Here is a 16626-nt window from a genome sequence, read left to right on the forward strand (position 1 = left end):
GCCTGGGCCCGGGCGAGCGCCGAGCGCGCCGCGTCCGCAGCCCGCTCCTGCTCGTCCGGGGCGTCGGGCGCGGCCGCGTCGTCCGCAGCCGGCCCGGAGGCGTCCGCCGCGTCGTCCTCGGAAGGGCCGCCGTCAGCGGACACGCGTGACCTCTCCGGCCATCACGTCGACGCGCGCTCCCTCCAGCGCCTCCGGGACGTCCTGCGGCACGGCGGCCGTGACGAGCACCTGCTCCGCGCCGGCGACCAGTTCGGCCAGCCGCTCGCGGCGGCCGACGTCGAGCTCGGCGAACACGTCGTCGAGCACGAGCACCGGGTCGCCACCGCCCTCGTGCCGCAGCAGCTCGTACGAGGCGAGCCGCAGTGCGAGGGCGTACGACCACGACTCACCGTGGCTGGCATAGCCCTTGGCGGGGAACGGCCCGAGCTGCAGCAACAGGTCGTCGCGGTGCGGGCCCACGAGGCAGACCCCGCGCTCGAGCTCGGCCGAGCGCATCCGCGAGGTGGCCTCCAGCAGCCGGGCCTGCAGCAGCTCGCGGCCCCCGCCCGCGGCGTCCGCCACCTCGGCGAGCAGGTCGTCGGCCAGGCTCGAGCGGTACCCGATCTCGGCCGCCCCCTGCCCCTGGCTGACCGCCTCGTACGCCGTGGCGACGTGCGGTCGCAGGTCGCGCACCAGACGCAGCCGCGCCGCGAGCAGCTCGGCGCCGGCCGTCGCCAGGTGCTGGTCCCAGACGTCGAGCGTGCGCACGTCCCCCTGACCGCGGCGGATCGCCGACCCGGCCGACTTCAGCAGTGCGCTGCGCTGCTTGAGCACCCGCTCGTAGTCGCTGCGGACGCCGGCGAACCGTGGCGCCCTGGCCACCAGCAGGTCGTCGAGGAACCGCCGCCGCTCGCCGGGATCGCCCTTGACCAGCGCCAGGTCCTCGGGCGCGAACAGCACGGTGCGCAGCAGGCCGAGCACCTCGCGGGCCCGCGGCACCGGCCCCCGGTTGACCCTGGCCCGGTTGGCCCGGCCCGGCGTCACCTCGATCTCGACCAGCGTCGGGCGCCCGTCGCGGACGACCTGGGCCCGCACGACCGCCCGTTCGGCCCCGAAGCGCACCAGCGGTGCGTCGTTCGACACCCGGTGGCTGCCGAGCGTCGCGACGTAGCCGATCGCCTCGACGAGGTTCGTCTTGCCCTGCCCGTTCGGACCGACCAGCGCCGTCACCCCAGGGTCGAGCGAAAGCTCGACCGTGGGGTAGCTGCGGAAGTCCGCCAGCGACAGGTGGGCGACGTGCAACGGCGGCGGACCGTCAGCTGGTGGCGCCGGTGCCGGACGACGGGCCCGCCGTCACGGCGTCCTCGGCCTCGGTGGCGCGCACCGCGTGACCGCCGAACTGGTTGCGCAGGGCGGCGACGGCCTTCATGGCCGGTGAGTCCTCCTGGCGCGACTCGAACCGGGCGAACAGCGAGGCGGCGAGCGCCGGCATGGGCACCGAGTTGGCGATGCCCTCCTCCAGGGTCCAGCGACCCTCGCCGGAGTCCTCGACGTACCCGGTGATGTCGGCCAGGTCCTGGTCGACCTCGAGCGCCTTGACCAGCAGGTCGAGCAGCCACGAGCGGACGACGGTGCCGCGGGTCCACGCCTTGAAGGTGCCGTGCACGTCCTCGACGAGGTCCTTGGCCGCGAGCAGCTCGTAGCCCTCGGCGTACCCCTGCATCAGCGAGTACTCGATGCCGTTGTGCACCATCTTCGCGTAGTGCCCGGCGCCGACCTTGCCGGCGTGCACGAAGCCCTCCGCGCGCGGGCCCTCGGGCCGCAGCGTGTCGAAGATCGGCATGGCGCGCTCGACGTCCTCGGCCGCGCCGCCGACCATCAGGCCGTAGCCGTTCGCCTTGCCCCAGACGCCGCCGCTCACGCCGCAGTCGAGGTAGCGGATGCCGCGCTCGTCGAGGCTCGCGGCGTTCACCGAGTCGTCGGTCCAGCGCGAGTTGCCGCCGTCGATGACGGTGTCGCCGGCCTCGAGCAGCTCCTTCAGCTTCGCGACGGTCTGCCGGGTCGGCTCGCCGCTCGGCACCATCACCCACACGGTGCGGGGCGCCTCGAGCGCGGCCACCATCGCCTCGAGGGACTCGGCGTCGCTGATCTCGGGCCGCGGGTCGTACCCGACGACCTCGTGTCCGCCGGCGCGCAGGCGGTCACGCATGTTGCCGCCCATCTTGCCGAGCCCGATGAGTCCCAGCTGCATGTCGTCCTCCGTCGTCTGCGTCGTGTGTGCCGTACGAGTCAAGCGGGGTGGGCCCTAGCTCGCGAGCCGGACCGGCATGAGCACGTACTGGAAGCTGTCGTCCGCCTCGGCGTCGGCCTCGCCCTGCCCGGTGAGCAGCGCGGGCTTCGTCGGCTGCGTGAACGCGAGCCGCGCCCACGGCTGGTGCAGGGCGCCCAGGCCGTCGAGCAGGTACTGCGGGTTGAACGCGATCTCGACCTCGCCGCCCTCGAGCTGCGCCTCGATGCTCTCGCTCGCCTGCGCGTCGTCGCCCTGCCCGGCCTCGATGGTCAGCTGGCCGTCGGTGAAGCGCAGCCGCACCGGGGTGTTGCGCTCGGCCACCAGGGCGACGCGCTTCACCGCCTCGACCAGGGACGCGGTCTCGACGACCGCCGAGACGTCGGTCGTCGTCGGGAAGATCGCCGTGACCTTGGGGTACTCGCCGTCGAGCAGCCGGGACGTCGTGCGGCGCGAACCCGCCTCGAAGCCGACGAGGCCGTCGCCCGCGCCGGTGCGGCCGAGCGCCAGGTCGACCGACGCGCTGGCGCCGAGCGCCTTGGCGGTGTCGGCGAGCGTGCGGGCGGGCACCAGCGCGACAGCGGCCGCGTCGCTGCCGCCGGGGTTCCAGTCGAGCGTGCGCATCGCCAGCCGGTAGCGGTCGGTGGCGAGCAGCGTCATGCGCGAGCCGTCGATCTCGACCCGGACGCCGGTGAGGATCGGCAGCGTGTCGTCGCGGCCGGCCGCCGTGGTGACCTGCGAGACAGCGAGCGTGAACACGTCGCCGGGCACCGTGCCGGTGGCCTCGGGCATGGTCGGCAGCGTCGGGTAGTCGTCGACCGGCATCGTGAGCAGGCTGAACCGCGAGCTGCCGCAGGTGACCTGCACCTTCTGGCCCTCGGTCGCGACGTCGACCGGCTTCGACGGCAGGTTGCGCGAGATGTCGGCCAGCAGCCGGCCCGAGACCAGCACGGTGCCGGCCTCGTCGACCTCGGCCGCGACGCTGACCCGGGCGCTCACCTCGTAGTCGAACGCCGACAGCGTGAGGGTGCCGTCGGTGGCGGCCTCCAGCAGCACGCCGGCGAGCACCGGCACGGGCGGACGGGTGGGCAGACCGCGGGCTGCCCACGTCACGGCCTCGGCGAGGACGTCGCGCTCCACCCTGAACTTCACGGCCACCGTCCCTGTCCGGGCAGCGTGACGGGCGGGGGGCACCAGACCCCCACCGCCCGCGGGGACCCTGGAGGTCCTCGTCGCTGCTCTGCTCTGGGCTCAGACACTAGTGGCCGTCGGGGAGGCGTGGAACCACGGCCACCACCGTCCACACCCGGGCCGCATCCCTGTCGTTCGTGGGGAACCCTTCACCTGGGGAGTCCCGTAGTGGTCATAGGGGCTGTGGACGCTGTGGACGAGGGGGTCCGCGTGCAGGTCAGCCCGTTCGCGGCCCTGGGGAGGACGGCTGTGGGCGGCCCCCGTCGGGCTGTGGACGCCTGTGGAGGGCGAGCGGTCCGCCCACCGGTCGTCCACCGTCGTCCACAGGTCGTCCCGAGGCTGTGCACCGCGTCGTCCGCAGGGACGGCGGGTGCTCGGGGCGCCGCCGCACCGTTCGTCCACAGAGTTCTCCACAGGGTGTGGAGACATAGCAGACCCACGGGTCCGGTGGCGAGGAGTCGGCGCGCCGGTGAGCGGGCGCGCGGGGGTCAGCGGCTCTGCTGCTTGATGCGGTTGGTGAGCTCGGTGACCTGGTTGTAGATCGAGCGGCGCTCGGCCATCAGCTGGCGGATCTTGCGCTCGGCGTGCATGACGGTGGTGTGGTCGCGGTTACCGAACTGCTGGCCGATCTTCGGCAGCGACAGCTCGGTGAGCTCGCGGCACAGGTACATCGCGATCTGGCGGGCGTTCACCAGCACCCGGGAGCGCGAGACGCCCTGGAGGTCGTCGATGGTGAGCCCGAAGTACGACGCGGTCTGGCCGATGATCGTCGCCGCGGTGATCTCGGGGCCCTCGTCGCTGGGGATGAGGTCCTTCAGCACGATCTCGGCGAGCGGCAGCTCGACGGGCTGACGGTTCAGGCTGGCGAACGCGGTGACCCGGATGAGGGCCCCCTCCAGCTCGCGGATGTTCGTCGAGATCCGGCTGGCGATGTACTCCATGACGTCGTCCGGCGCCGTCATGCGCTCCTGGATGGCCTTCTTGCGCAGGATCGCGATGCGGGTCTCGAGGTCGGGCGGCTGGACGTCGGTGATGAGGCCCCACTCGAACCTGCTGCGCATGCGCTCCTCGAAGCCCGACAGCAGCTTCGGCGGCAGGTCGCTGGTGATGACGACCTGCTTGTTCGCGTTGTGCAGGGTGTTGAACGTGTGGAAGAACTCCTCCTGCGTCTGCACCTTGCCCTGCAGGAACTGGATGTCGTCGATCAGCAGCAGGTCGACGTCGCGGTGGCGGCGCTGGAACGCCTGCGCCTTGTCGTCGCGGATGCTGTTGATGAAGTCGTTCGTGAACTCCTCGGAGTTCACGTAGCGCACCCGGATGCCGAACAGGTTGCGCGCGTAGTGCCCGATGGCGTGCAGCAGGTGGGTCTTGCCCAGGCCGGACTCGCCGTAGATGAAGAGCGGGTTGTAGGCCTTGGCCGGCGCCTCGGCCACCGCGACCGCCGCCGCGTGCGCGAACCGGTTGCTGCTGCCGATGACGAAGGTCTCGAACGTGTACTTGGCGTTCAGCAGGTGCGACTCGCCCGGTCGGTTGATCGCACCGTCCGCCACCACGCGCTGCTCGGCCGGGGTCAGCACCGGGTCGTCGGGGTGGTCGGCGCCACGGTGCCCGTCGAGCCGGGTGCGGGGACCGTCGTGGCCGACGCCGTCACGCAGGTCGACGGGGGCGAGCCCGTCGGCGGTGCCGTCGCCGGGGCCTTCGATGCCCGGTCCGCCGAGCAGGCCGAGCTGGCCGTTCGCGTCGACGCTCAGGTCGTCGACCGCGAGGCTGGGGTCGACGGTGACGGCGAGCCGCACCTCGCGATCGAGCTGGGCGCCGAGGGCGTCGGTGACCTGAGCGCGCAGACGCTGCTCGAGGACGTCCTTGGTGTAGTCGTTCGGCACGGCGACCAGCGCCGTGCTGTCGATGAGGCCGACCAGGCGGGCCAGGCGCAGGAACGCCCGCTGCTGCGCGGTGAGCCCGGCGTCGCCGAGCGTCGAGACGGTGCCCTGCCAGACGTCCGCGAGATTCGGCTCGGTCACCGGCAACGCCACGCCCCTCTCGATGTCTCGACGTCCGCGTGCGCCCCCGGCCGCCCCGGCGGACGACGTCGCACCGGGTGTGCCGCCACACGGTACGCCGATGATCCACACGTCTGTCCACAGCCTGTGTACGACGGTGCGGCCGCCGGTGCGCCACGGCCCCGAGGCGGGGGCCGGCGCGGCACTGAGCGGCGACGCTACACGAGGTGGTCGGGTCCGCGCGGGCGCTTCGGCGTGTCGGTCCGGCCTGCGGAGTGCGGTCTGCGGGACGATGCGGGGTTCCGCCTGGACGGGTGTCGGGGCGGCTCGTTTGACCCCTGATCCGGCCGCGCCGTACCGTATGACGGTTCCCTCAGTGGCGGCCGCTGTCGCATGCCTGCGGTCACCGGCCTCACCGGTGCCCGTCGGCGTCCGAGTGCGGCCGGCGCCCCTCTTCCCTGGGAGCGCCCAAGAGTTCAGGAGATCCGGTGAGCAAGCGTACGTTCCAGCCCAACAACCGTCGACGCGCCAAGACGCACGGCTTCCGCCTGCGCATGCGCACCCGTGCGGGCCGGGCGATCCTCGGTGCCCGCCGCCGCAAGGGCCGCGAGAGCCTCTCCGCCTGAGGCCCGGGTGCTGCCCGCCGCGCACCGCATGCGACGCAGCGAGGACTTCCGCCTCGCCGTCCGCAGGGGACGTCGGTCGGGCACGCGCTCCGTGGTGGGCCACCTCGTGCTGCCCGAGCCGGGCTCGTCGCTCGAGCCGGCGCAGGTCGGTCTCGTGGTGTCGAAGGCCGTCGGTGGTGCCGTCGTCCGCAACCTGGTGAAGCGTCGGTTGCGGCACCTCGCGGCAGATCGGCTGGCATCCGTGCCTGCTGGGAGCCGCCTGGTGCTCCGTGCGCTGCCGGCCAGCGCGACGGTCAGCTCGGCCGTGCTGGCCGCCGACCTCGACCGGGTGCTGCTTCGGCTGGTGCCGGTGGGGAGCCCGACGTGACCGGCGCCGACCCCGGCCGCGGTCCCGTCGCACGGTTGCTCGTGCTGCTGGTGCACGGCTACCAGCGGTTCGTCTCGCCGTTGCTGGGCCCGCGGTGCCGCTTCTATCCGTCGTGTTCCGCGTACGCCGTCACCGCCGTCCAGCGGCACGGTGCGCTGCGCGGCACCTGGCTGGCAGCCCGTCGGCTGGGTCGGTGCCACCCCTGGAACCCCGGTGGCGTCGACCACGTTCCACCCGCGCGGGCCACCGGTCCGCTGCAGACCACCGGTCACGGCGTGCTCGCCGACGACCGCACTGCCTCGCCGACGGCCCGACGCCGTCCCGCGGCCTGACCCAGGGACCCACGTGCTGAACACCGTCCTGTACCCGCTCGAGTACGCCGTGGCCTGGATCATGGTCCACGTCCACAGCCTGCTGTCGTTCGTGGGCCTCGACCCGGCGGCCGGCCTGACCTGGGCGCTGTCGATCGTCGGCCTCGTCGTCGTCATCCGCATCATCCTGATCCCGCTGTTCGTGAAGCAGATCAAGGCGTCGCGGGGGCTGCAGCTCATCCAGCCGCAGATGCAGGCGATCCAGAAGAAGTACAAGGGCAAGACGGACCCCGAGTCCCGGCAGGCCATGACGCAGGAGACCATGGCGCTGTACAAGGAGACCGGGACCAACCCGTTCGCCTCGTGCCTGCCGATCCTGCTGCAGGCGCCGATCTTCTTCGCCCTGTTCCGGGTGCTGAACCAGCACGTGCGAGGGGCCGACCCGATCGGGCCGCTCACCCGCGAGCTGGCGCAGCAGGCCGACGACTCCAAGCTGTTCGGGCTCGCCCCCCTGTCGGCCACGTTCCTGGGTGACGGCGGCACCACCGCGGTGAAGATCGTGACGATCGTGCTGATCGTCCTCATGTCGGCCACGACGTTCACCACGCAGCGTCAGCTGATGATGAAGAACATGCCGGCGACGGCCCTCGACAACCCGTTCGCCAAGCAGCAGAAGCTGATGCTCTACGTGCTGCCGGTCGTCTTCGCCGTCTCCGGCGTCAACTTCCCGATCGGTGTGCTCCTCTACTGGCTGACCACCAACCTGTGGTCGATGGGCCAGCAGTTCTACGTGATCCGCCGGATGCCCGCGCCCGGCTCGCTCGCCGAGAAGGCGCTGCAGGAGCGTCGTCAGCGGCGCGGCAAGGTGTCGGCGGCGGACGACGTCGTCGAGGGCAGCGTCGTGGACGAGAAGCCCACCGGTCAGCGGCAGCAGCCGAAGCGCGCGCAGCGCGCCAAGCGGGTCACCGACCAGCAGACCGACGCGCCGGCGACCGGACCCGACCTGATCAAGCGCGACGCCGACGGCTCCCCCTCGTCCAGCCCGAAGCGACCGACCGCGTCGAACGGCTCCGGTCGGGGGACGCCCTCGAGCGGCCCGCACGGGGCCTCGTCGGCGAAGCAGCCCCGGCAGCCGGGCAAGCCGTCCGGTGCCAAGCGCCGCCCGCGTCCGGCCACCCCGCCCAGCTGATCCCGGTGGGCGACGCCAGCCGGCCGCCTGCCACCCGTGACCCCCTTCGTCGGCGCCAGGTCCGACACCCCGAGGAGCACCCATGAGCGAGAGCACGACCACGGAGACCGTCGACGTCGAGCGCGACGACAGCACGAGCGAGGCGCCGGCGTCGAACCGCCTGCAGCGTCTCGAGCGCGAGGGCGAGATCGCGGCCGACTACCTCGAGCGACTGCTCGACCTGGCGGACCTCGACGGCGACATCGACGTGGACATCGACGGCGACCGTGCCGCGGTCTCGATCGTCGACTCGGACGAGGGCCGGGTGCCTCGTCGCCTGGTCGGCCGCGACGGCGAGGTGCTCGAGGCCCTGCAGGAGCTGGCACGTCTCGCCGTGCTCGCCGGCACCGGTGAGCGCAGCCGGCTGATGCTCGACGTCGCGGGCCACCGCTCCGGGCGCCGCACGGCCCTCGTGGCCCTGGCCGGTGCGGCCGTGAGCACGGTGCAGTCGTCCGGCGAGCGCTTCGAGATGGAGCCGATGTCGCCGTTCGAGCGCAAGGTCGTGCACGACGCGGTCGCCGAGCTCGGCCTGCAGACGGAGTCGGAGGGCGTCGAGCCCAACCGCTTCGTCGTCGTGCTCCCCTCCGCCTGAGCACGTTTCACGTGGAACACGACGACCTCGAGGCTGCCGCCGCGCCGGTGCCCCCGGTCCCGCCCGAGGTGGCCCACCGGGTGTTCGGTGCCCGCCTCGACCTGGCGGTGGCGTACGTCGAGCACCTCGTGACCACCGGCATCGAGTGGGGCCTGGTCGGCCCGCGTGAGGCGCCACGCATCTGGGAACGGCACGTGCTGAACTGCGCCGTCATGGCTGACCTCGTGCCGGAGGGTGCGACGGTCGCCGACATCGGTTCCGGCGCCGGGCTCCCGGGCCTCGCGCTGGCGATCCGCCGTCCGGACCTCGACGTGACCCTGGTCGAGCCCCTGCTCCGTCGTACGACCTGGCTCGAGCACGTCGTAGCCGACCTCGACCTCGAGCACGTGCGGGTGCTGAGGGCGCGAGCGGAGGAGCTGCACGAGACCCACCAGGTGCAGGTCGTGACGGCCCGGGCGGTCGCACCGCTCGACCGGCTGGCGCGCTGGGCGCTTCCCCTGCTGACCCCGGAGGGCGAGCTGCTGGCGCTGAAGGGCGCGCAGGCGCAGGACGAGGTCGAGCGCACCCGCGCCGCCGTCCGCCGCGCCGGCGGAGCCCCGGCCGAGGTCGAGCACGTGGGGGACGACCTGCCCGACGGTCCCAGCACCGTGGTCCGGGTCCGGCGGCGGCCAGGTACCGTGGCGCGCTCGACCAAGTGACCGCACGCAGCACTCGACAGGAGGTCCCCGACGTGACGACCAGCCCGCCCCAGGCCGTGCGCCGAGGCGCCGTGGGATGGCCCGTCGCTGCGACGGCGGACGCGCAGACGACCCACAGCCTCCCCGGCGGGACCGGCGTCGTGGGGTGGCCGGTTCCACGTGAAACCTCGGCCGTTTCACGTGGAACCGGCGCGCAGATCGATCATGGCCTGCTCACTGGCGCGCCGCACGCGGACGAGCCGGGCACGGAGGACGGTGACGTCGCGGTGACGGCAGCCGCCGCGGACGGCGCTGGGCGGTCGACGTCAGGTGCTGCAGCGAGCGAGGTCGATGATCTCGCGGCCCTGGCCGCGCACACCCTGACAGGGCCTGGTGACATCGGCGTCGGCAGGATGGATGCGCGGACGGTTGGTGCCGACGATGCGGGCGCACACGGTGTGGCATCGGGGGCGGCCGGCTCGGATCTGACTCCCTCGGGGACTGCTGACGCGGGTGCGGCCGGCGACGGTGGCGCCCCCCTCCGCGAGGTGGCTGAGCGCAGCGGTAGCTCTCGGCCCGGCGTCACCGGGGCCGACGTGACCGGAGCCGACCGCAAGGGCGCTCTCGTGGTCGAGGGTGGTACGTCCACGACCGACGAGGCATCTGCGCGTCTTGATGAGGAGCGGCAGGTGGCGATCGCGGACGAGGTCGCGGACGTGCTGCCTGCGGCCGGCGGCGACACGCCACTGGCTCAGCAGGTGGCGCTGGACGCACGCCGGCGTGCCCGGTTGCACGGTCAGCAGCTGCCGACGCCGCCGGAGACGCGGGTGCTGACGATCGCCAACCAGAAGGGTGGCGTCGGCAAGACCACCACGACGGTCAACATGGCGGCTGCCCTGGCGCAGTCGGGCCTGCACGTGCTGGTCATCGACATCGACCCCCAGGGCAACGCCTCGACCGCGCTCGGCATCGACCACCGCAGCGAGGTACCGAGCATCTACGACGTGCTCGTCGAGGGCCGGCCGATGCACGAGGTCGTGCAGTCCTGCCCCGACGTCGAGCGGCTGCTCTGCGCCCCCGCGACGATCGACCTCGCCGGCGCCGAGATCGAGCTGGTCTCGCTGGTCGCGCGCGAGTCGCGGCTGCTGCGTGCGGTCGACGCCTACCTGAAGCACCGCGACGCGCAGGGCGAGCCGCGTCTGGACTACGTGCTCGTCGACTGCCCGCCGTCGCTGGGGCTGCTCACGGTGAACGCCTTCGTGGCTGCCCGCGAGGTGTTCATCCCGATCCAGTGCGAGTACTACGCCCTCGAGGGCCTGTCGCAGCTGCTGAAGAACGTGCAGCTCATCCAGGCGCACCTCAACCCGGCGCTGCACGTCTCCACCATCCTGCTGACGATGTACGACGGCCGCACCCGGCTGTCGGCCGACGTGGCCGGCCAGGTGCGCGAGCACTTCCCAGAGCTGGTCCTGCGCACCGGCATCCCGCGGTCGGTGCGCATCTCCGAGGCGCCGAGCCACGGGCAGACCGTCATGACCTACGATCCCGGTTCGAGCGGTGCGCTGTCGTACCTCGAGGCCGCCAAGGAGCTCGCGGTGCGGGCTGTCGACGGAGGAGACGCGTGACCGAGAAGCGACGTGGTCTGGGCCGAGGGCTCGGTGCGCTGATCCCGGCCGCTCCGCCGGCTGGTGCGCGGGCCGATCGTCCGGTCGACGTCTTCTTCCCTGGTCCGGCCGGTGCCGGGGGCGTCCAGGATCAGGAGTCGCCCGACGTTCCACGTGAAACAGCGGCCTCGGCGGATGACGTTCCACGTGAAACGGCTGGCGAGGCACTGGTCCCGGTGCCGGGGGCGACGTTCGCCGACCTGCCGGTCACCAGCATCCGACCCAACCCGCGGCAGCCGCGCGACGTCTTCGACGAGGACGCGATGGCCGAGCTGGTGCACTCGGTGCGTGAGATCGGCGTGCTGCAGCCGGTGGTCGTGCGGCCGGTTCCCGAGGCCGAGCGCACGGACGACGGGCCGGCGTTCGAGCTCATCATGGGCGAGCGTCGGTGGCGAGCCAGTCAGGCCGCCGGGCTCGACCGGGTCCCCGCCATCGTGCGCGAGACGTCGGACGACGACCTGCTGCGCGACGCCCTGCTCGAGAACCTGCACCGCAGCGAGCTCAACCCGCTGGAGGAGGCAGCCGCCTACAGCCAGCTGCTCGAGGACTTCGGCTGCACGCACGAGGAGCTCGCGAGCCGCATCGGTCGCTCGCGCCCCCAGATCAGCAACACCCTGCGCCTGCTGCGCCTACCACCCCTGGTGCAGCGCCGCGTCGCCGCGGGTGTGCTGTCGGCCGGGCACGCCCGAGCGCTGCTCGGTCTCGACGACGGAGCCGCCATCGAGCGTCTGGCGCAGCGCATCGTCGCCGAGGGACTGTCGGTGCGCGCCGTCGAGGAGATCGTGTCGCTCGGTGGTGACCCCGAGGTGCGGCAGCGCAGCCGGCGTCCACGTGCCGGTGGGCGGCACCTCGGTCTCGACGAGCTGGCGCAGCGGTTGTCCGACCGCTTCGACACCCGGGTGCAGATCGCGCTGGGCCAGCGCAAGGGCAAGCTGAGCGTCGAGTTCGCCAGCGTCGAGGACCTCAACCGCATCCTCGAGCTGCTCGCACCCGGTGACACCGCCCAGGTCGGTCCCGCCCGCGATTGAGCGGTGCGAGCCGGCGCGCTGCCGGGGCTGAGCGCCGGCGCCGACGCTCGGCGCGCCAGGGTCGATCAGGCGTGTGCCGTCTGCACAGCGTCGACCGACCCAGCGCGGAGCCGTCGACGGTCGACTGCCGAGTCCGCTGGTGAGCGCAGACCAGGTGTTCGGGGCCGGAGTGTCGACTGGCCGCTGGCGGCGGCCTCGGGTGGGCCTGCGCCTCCGCCGACGTCGAGTGCGCCTGAGCTCCGTCCCCAACGTCCGAGCGAGCCCTGCTCGGCCCCGCAACTGCGCGCGCTTGCTGAGGCGCGGTGCGGCGTCTGGATGTTACGGAAGCCGGTGGCCGGCAGGCGACGCGCGGGCCACCTGGACGTGAGCACTCGGGTGGCGCTCGTCGAGCGGGGTTCCGGTGCCGCCGGGGGAGTTCTAAGATCGGGAGGTCGTGCGGTCGACCTCACCGGTCGTCCGGCGACCGAGGCGGAGGGGAGCGCGACGTGGAGGTCACCGCAGCTCGCCGCCACCCGGTCCCCGCTCAGCGCACCGGCGACGACCACGCTGCGCCGGTGGTGCTGCGCGCAGCCGGTCTCGGGCTGCTCGCCGGCGCGGCTGCGGCCTTCGTCGCGGAGTGGCTCAGGCCCCGGACGTACCACGACGCCGGGTACGCGGCGCCACGGCCCGGGACGCCGGAGGTCGACCTGCGACCGCTCGACTCGGTGGTCACCCGCACCACGTCGCGGACGGGCGGTCCATGACGGGTCGCGCGCTCAGCCCGCTGACCCTCGACTCGCTCGACCGACTGCCGGTCACCTGCCGCGGCTGCGTCTTCTGGGAGCTCGACCCGGTGGCCGCCGGCCAGGCGGTGCGGGCCGGACAGGCCGACTTCGAGAAGGAGGCGTGGGTCTCGCGCACGCTGCTCGAGTGGGGTTCGGTCGGGCGCGTGGTGAGCGTCGACGACGTGCCGGCCGGCTTCCTCATGGTGGCACCGCCGCACCTGGTGCCGCGCGCCGTGGCGTTCCCCACCGCGCCGGTCAGCGGGGACGCGGTGCTGCTCATGGGCGGCCGGGTGCTCGACGAGTTCGCCGGTGGCGGGCTCGGGAGGATGCTCGTGCAGGGCGTGGCGAAGGACCTGACCCGTCGCGGCGTGCGCGCCATCGAGGCCTACGGCCTGGCCGCCCCGCCTGCCGGCACGTCGACCGAGCAGGGCGCCGCCGGTGAGCGCCCCGACCCGGTGGCCGCCGGGTGCGTGCTGCCGGCGGACTTCCTGCTCGCCGTGGGGTTCAAGACGGTGCGACCGCACCACCGGCACCCCCGCCTGCGGCTCGACCTGCGCACGGCGCTGTCGTGGCGCGAGGACGTCGAGCAGGCGATCGACCGGCTGCTCGGGTCCATCCGCCAGCCGGTGCTGACCCGCTCCTGACCGCCTGACCAACGTGTGCCCCACGGCAACGAATGGGTGGGGTCAGGACAGGCCGCTGCGGGCGAGCACGTCGGCGACCCGCAGGGTGCCGGTGGCCGCGTCGTCGTGCTCCTCGAGGTAGGTGCGCTGCACGGCCACCACGATCGCCTCGGCGAGCGTGTCGCGGAACGCCGGGTCGGCGAGCCGCCGGGCATCACCCTGGTGCGACAGGTGGCCGACGTCGAGGCGGATGGCGGGCATGACCGTGCGGCGCAGCAGCTCCCACGTGCGCGGGTGCGTGCGGCAGTCGAGCAGGTCGGTGCGCGCCACGATCTCGCGCTGCACCAGCGAGGCGAACCGCTCACCGACCGCCGACCACGCGCCGCTGCGGTCGGCGGCGCCGTAGAAGAACGTCGCCACCCCGTGCGCCTGCGGTGCGTCGGGGAGGTGCTCGACGTGCAGCGACAGCACGAGGTCGGCGCCCACCGCGTTGGCGAGGTCGGCACGCTCGCCGGTGTCGGGGTCGCCGTGCAGCCCGCGGGTGAGCACGACCTGCACCCCGCCGGCCACCAGCCGACCCTCGACGCGCCGTGCGAGGTCGAGCACGATCGACGCCTCGTCGAGCCCGTGCGCGACGGCACCCTCGTCGTGCTCGCCGTGTCCGGGGTCGACCACGACGACGCGGCCGGCGAGGCTGGGGCCGGCCGATCGGACGCGATCGACCTCGCGGAGCACGTGCGGCGCACCGCCGCCGACCGACCGGGTCAGCCGTCCCAGCGCCCGCAGCGTCTGCGGCCCGACCAGCCCGTCGGGCTGCAGACCCACACCCCGCTGCAGCTCGCGCAGCGCGTCGTCGGTGAGCGGGCCGAACACGCCGTCGACCAGGCCGCAGCGCAGCCCGAGGCCGAGCAGCCGCTCCTGCAGCGCCGCGACGTCGTCGCCGGTCACCAGGTGGCCGGGGGTGTGCACGAGGATGCGGTCGCCGAGCATCCAGCGGGTGCCGTCGAGCGCCCGGTAGGTGTGCTTGCCGACGACGCCGTCGACGAGCATGCCGCGCCGCTGCTGGAACGAGCGGACGGCGCGCTCGACGTCCGCGTCGAACAGGTCGGCGGACGGGTCGTCCGAGTCGGTGGCCCGCAGGTCACCGGTCGCGACGAGGCGCTCGCGGACGGCCTCGACGGCCGTCCCGCGGTCGCCTCGTCGCAGCGGCGGGGTGCTCACGGGGGTGGTGCCTAGCCCAGGAAGTCGGCGAGCTCGCGGATCATGACGGGCTTGGGCTTGGCGCCGGTGATCGACTTGACCAGCTCGCCCTTGACGTAGACGTTCAGCGTCGGCAGACCGGTGACGCCGTAGCGCGCTGCGGCCTTCGGGTGGTCGTCGGTGTTGATCTTCACGACGTCGATCTCGGCGTGCTCACCGGCGATCTCGTCGAGGATCGGCGCCATCGCCTTGCACGGGTGGCACCAGGGGGCCCAGAAGTCGACGAGGACGGGCTTGTCGCTCTGCAGCACCTCGGTGTCGAAGGTGTCGTCGGTGATGGACCTGGTGGCCACGGTGGCTCCTCTGCTGGCGTGCGGACGGACGGGGACTGCGGGGGACGACGCTGGCGTCAGTGTGCCGGAGGGGTCCGACAGCGGCCGGTGGGCGCGCGAGGCGGTCAGACGCCGACCTCTGCGCGCTCCTCCTCGCGGGCGGGCACCGGGTCGTCGGCGAGGGCGGCCAGGTAGCGCTCGGCGTCGAGCGCGGCGACGCAGCCCGAGCCGGCCGCCGTGATGGCCTGCATGTACTCGTGGTCGACCACGTCGCCGCACGCGAACACGCCGTCGAGCGACGTCCGCGAGCTGCGGCCCTCGACCGCCACGAAGCCGTGCTCGTTCAGCGCGACCTGGTCCTTGAACAGGTCGGTGCGCGGGTCGTGCCCGACGGCCACGAACAGGCCGCCCACGGCCATGGTGCGCAGCTCGCCCGTGCGGGTGTCGCGCAGCACGATCTCGTCGAGCTTCGGGTCGCCCCGCAGCTCGGCGACCTCGGAGTTCCACGCGAACCGGATCTTCTCGTTGGCCATCGCGCGGTCCTGCATGACCTTCGAGGCCCGCAGCTCGTCGCGGCGGTGCACGATCGTCACCGAGCTGGCGAACTTCGTCAGGAAGGTCGCCTCCTCCATCGCCGAGTCGCCGCCGCCGACGACCACGACGTCCTTGCCGCGGAAGAAGAAGCCGTCGCACGTGGCGCACCACGAGACGCCGTGGCCGCTGAGCTGCTGCTCGTTCGGCAGGCCCAGCTCGCGGTAGGCGGAGCCGGTGGCGAGCACGACGGCGCGGGTGCGGTAGACCTCACCGCGGGCGGAGGTGACCGTCTTGACCGGGCCCTCGAGGTCGACCGACACGGCGTCGTCGGTGACGAGCTCGGCACCGAACCGCTCGGCCTGCGCGCGCATCTGCTCCATGAGCTCGGGGCCCATGATGCCGTCGCGGAAGCCGGGGAAGTTCTCGACCTCGGTGGTGTTCATGAGCGCGCCGCCGAAGCTGATCGACCCCTCGAGCACGACCGGGCGGAGGTTGGCGCGGGCGGCGTAGACCGCCGCGGTGTAGCCGGCCGGACCGCTGCCCACGATGACGATGTCGCGGATCTCGTCGCTCACTGCGGTGCCCTCCGGGCTCTCGGGTCGAGGGCTCGGGTGGGGCCCTCGGGTGCTCTGTGCTCAACCCATCGTAGGGCTCCGGTGTTCCGCCGAGGCCGGACCGCGAGGACGTGCGGGCGGCGGGGCTACCGCAGCCGCAGGAAGTTCTGCGTGCCGTCGTCGCCGGTGCGGCAGCCGCGCGAGACCACCCACACCTCCTGCCCCGTCGGCCCCTGCAGCACCAGCACGGCGGCGGGGCGCCCGCGGTACGTCGCGAGGTCGACGGCGCGGGCGCTCGTCGGGTCGGCGCCGAGCTGGCGCAGGCAGTCGGCCAACCCGCTCGGCGTGCTCAGCGGCGACCCGGTCGCGGCCTCGTCGCGCGGCCGCAGGCCCTGACTCGTGGACGGCGCGTCGGCCGAGGGCGCGGCCGCCGAGAGCAGGTCGCGGGCCTGGGTGGCGAGCCGGCCGGGCTCGTAGTCGGTGCCCGTGCTGAGCACCGGTGCGGTGGGGGCCGCCCGGGCGATCTCGGGGGCGCCGGCGCTGCCGGCCGCGCTGCCGGCAGCGGTCGAGTCGTCGGCGCCTCCCTGCCCGCCGAGCACGCCCGCGGCGACGGCGCCGCCCCCTCCGAGCACGACCACCGCAGCCGCCGCCGCGGCGAGCCAGCCAGGC

Annotated in this window: 17 protein-coding genes and 1 pseudogene; 10 read left to right on the forward strand and 8 right to left on the reverse strand. The window is 73.4% G+C overall.

From position 1 onward, the window contains the following. Nucleotides 1-132 precede the first annotated feature (132 nt). The 4 genes from recF to dnaA all read right to left on the reverse strand — a co-directional run bounded on the left by recF (nt 133) and on the right by dnaA (nt 5478). Nucleotides 133-1281 carry a DNA replication/repair protein RecF gene (gene recF / locus ACYVI6_RS14555; RefSeq protein ID WP_460447058.1) on the reverse strand — a complete coding sequence of 383 codons (1149 nt, stop codon included), beginning with the start codon at nt 1279-1281 and terminating at the stop codon, nt 133-135. A gap of 13 nt (nt 1282-1294) precedes the next feature. Further along, complete coding sequence (gene gnd / locus ACYVI6_RS14560; protein ID WP_460447059.1) at nt 1295-2272, reverse strand: phosphogluconate dehydrogenase (NAD(+)-dependent, decarboxylating); 978 nt, start codon at nt 2270-2272, stop codon at nt 1295-1297. Nucleotides 2273-2284: 12 nt separating this feature from the next. Further along, the gene (gene dnaN, locus ACYVI6_RS14565) at nt 2285-3418 is read right to left on the reverse strand and encodes a DNA polymerase III subunit beta (protein WP_460447060.1); all 1134 of its coding nucleotides are present in this window, start codon (nt 3416-3418) and stop codon (nt 2285-2287) included. Nucleotides 3419-3945: 527 nt separating this feature from the next. Next, nucleotides 3946-5478, reverse strand: coding sequence for a chromosomal replication initiator protein DnaA (gene dnaA / locus ACYVI6_RS14570; RefSeq protein WP_460447061.1), 1533 nt, complete (start codon nt 5476-5478; stop codon nt 3946-3948). Between the two features lie 467 nt (nt 5479-5945). On the opposite strand from dnaA, the gene rpmH reads away from it, so the two are divergent. From rpmH to ACYVI6_RS14620, 10 genes are all read left to right on the forward strand, one after another. Then, a complete protein-coding gene (gene rpmH / locus ACYVI6_RS14575; RefSeq protein WP_284288944.1) occupies nt 5946-6083 on the forward strand; it encodes a 50S ribosomal protein L34 in 138 nt (45 codons plus the stop codon). Nucleotides 6084-6090: 7 nt separating this feature from the next. After that, nucleotides 6091-6450 carry a ribonuclease P protein component gene (gene rnpA / locus ACYVI6_RS14580; RefSeq protein ID WP_460447062.1) on the forward strand — a complete coding sequence of 120 codons (360 nt, stop codon included), beginning with the start codon at nt 6091-6093 and terminating at the stop codon, nt 6448-6450. After that, the gene (gene yidD, locus ACYVI6_RS14585; protein ID WP_460447063.1) at nt 6447-6782 is read left to right on the forward strand and encodes a membrane protein insertion efficiency factor YidD; all 336 of its coding nucleotides are present in this window, start codon (nt 6447-6449) and stop codon (nt 6780-6782) included. Before rnpA ends, yidD begins: the two co-directional genes overlap by 4 nt. 16 nt (nt 6783-6798) lie before the next feature. Further along, nucleotides 6799-7950: a membrane protein insertase YidC gene (gene yidC, locus ACYVI6_RS14590; protein WP_460447072.1), complete on the forward strand. Its 1152-nt coding sequence runs from the start codon at nt 6799-6801 to the stop codon at nt 7948-7950. Nucleotides 7951-8032: 82 nt separating this feature from the next. Then, nucleotides 8033-8581, forward strand: coding sequence for a Jag family protein (locus ACYVI6_RS14595; RefSeq protein WP_460447064.1), 549 nt, complete (start codon nt 8033-8035; stop codon nt 8579-8581). An 11-nt stretch (nt 8582-8592) separates the two neighbouring features. After that, nucleotides 8593-9279, forward strand: coding sequence for a 16S rRNA (guanine(527)-N(7))-methyltransferase RsmG (gene rsmG / locus ACYVI6_RS14600; protein ID WP_460447065.1), 687 nt, complete (start codon nt 8593-8595; stop codon nt 9277-9279). A 668-nt stretch (nt 9280-9947) separates the two neighbouring features. Continuing rightward, nucleotides 9948-10883, forward strand: coding sequence for a ParA family protein (locus ACYVI6_RS14605; RefSeq protein WP_460447066.1), 936 nt, complete (start codon nt 9948-9950; stop codon nt 10881-10883). Continuing rightward, entirely contained in the window at nt 10880-11950 is a 1071-nt protein-coding gene (locus ACYVI6_RS14610; protein WP_460447067.1) for a ParB/RepB/Spo0J family partition protein, read from the forward strand. Before ACYVI6_RS14605 ends, ACYVI6_RS14610 begins: the two co-directional genes overlap by 4 nt. Before the next feature lie 554 nt (nt 11951-12504). Next, nucleotides 12505-12693 carry a hypothetical protein gene (locus ACYVI6_RS14615; protein ID WP_460447068.1) on the forward strand — a complete coding sequence of 63 codons (189 nt, stop codon included), beginning with the start codon at nt 12505-12507 and terminating at the stop codon, nt 12691-12693. After that, complete coding sequence (locus ACYVI6_RS14620) at nt 12690-13358, forward strand: hypothetical protein (RefSeq protein ID WP_284288953.1); 669 nt, start codon at nt 12690-12692, stop codon at nt 13356-13358. The genes ACYVI6_RS14615 and ACYVI6_RS14620 overlap by 4 nt, the downstream gene beginning before the upstream one ends. Before the next feature lie 42 nt (nt 13359-13400). Here the strand turns inward: ACYVI6_RS14620 and ACYVI6_RS14625 are convergent, their stop codons facing one another. The 4 genes and pseudogenes from ACYVI6_RS14625 to ACYVI6_RS14640 form a co-directional block, all read right to left on the reverse strand. Further along, nucleotides 13401-14558 (reverse strand): N-acetylmuramoyl-L-alanine amidase, encoded by a 1158-nt coding sequence (locus ACYVI6_RS14625; protein ID WP_460447069.1) that lies wholly within the window; start codon nt 14556-14558, stop codon nt 13401-13403. 11 nt (nt 14559-14569) lie between these two features. Then, on the reverse strand, nt 14570-14890 hold the full coding sequence (trxA, locus tag ACYVI6_RS14630; RefSeq protein ID WP_460447070.1) for a thioredoxin: 321 nt from the start codon (nt 14888-14890) through the stop codon (nt 14570-14572). Between the two features lie 104 nt (nt 14891-14994). Beyond that, nucleotides 14995-15978, reverse strand: a complete 984-nt coding sequence (gene trxB / locus ACYVI6_RS14635; protein ID WP_460447071.1) for a thioredoxin-disulfide reductase — start codon at nt 15976-15978, stop codon at nt 14995-14997. Nucleotides 15979-16103: 125 nt separating this feature from the next. Next, nucleotides 16104-16626, reverse strand: a pseudogene (locus tag ACYVI6_RS14640) (hypothetical protein); the annotation flags it as partial.

It is taken from the genome of Angustibacter aerolatus (genome assembly GCF_054776675.1).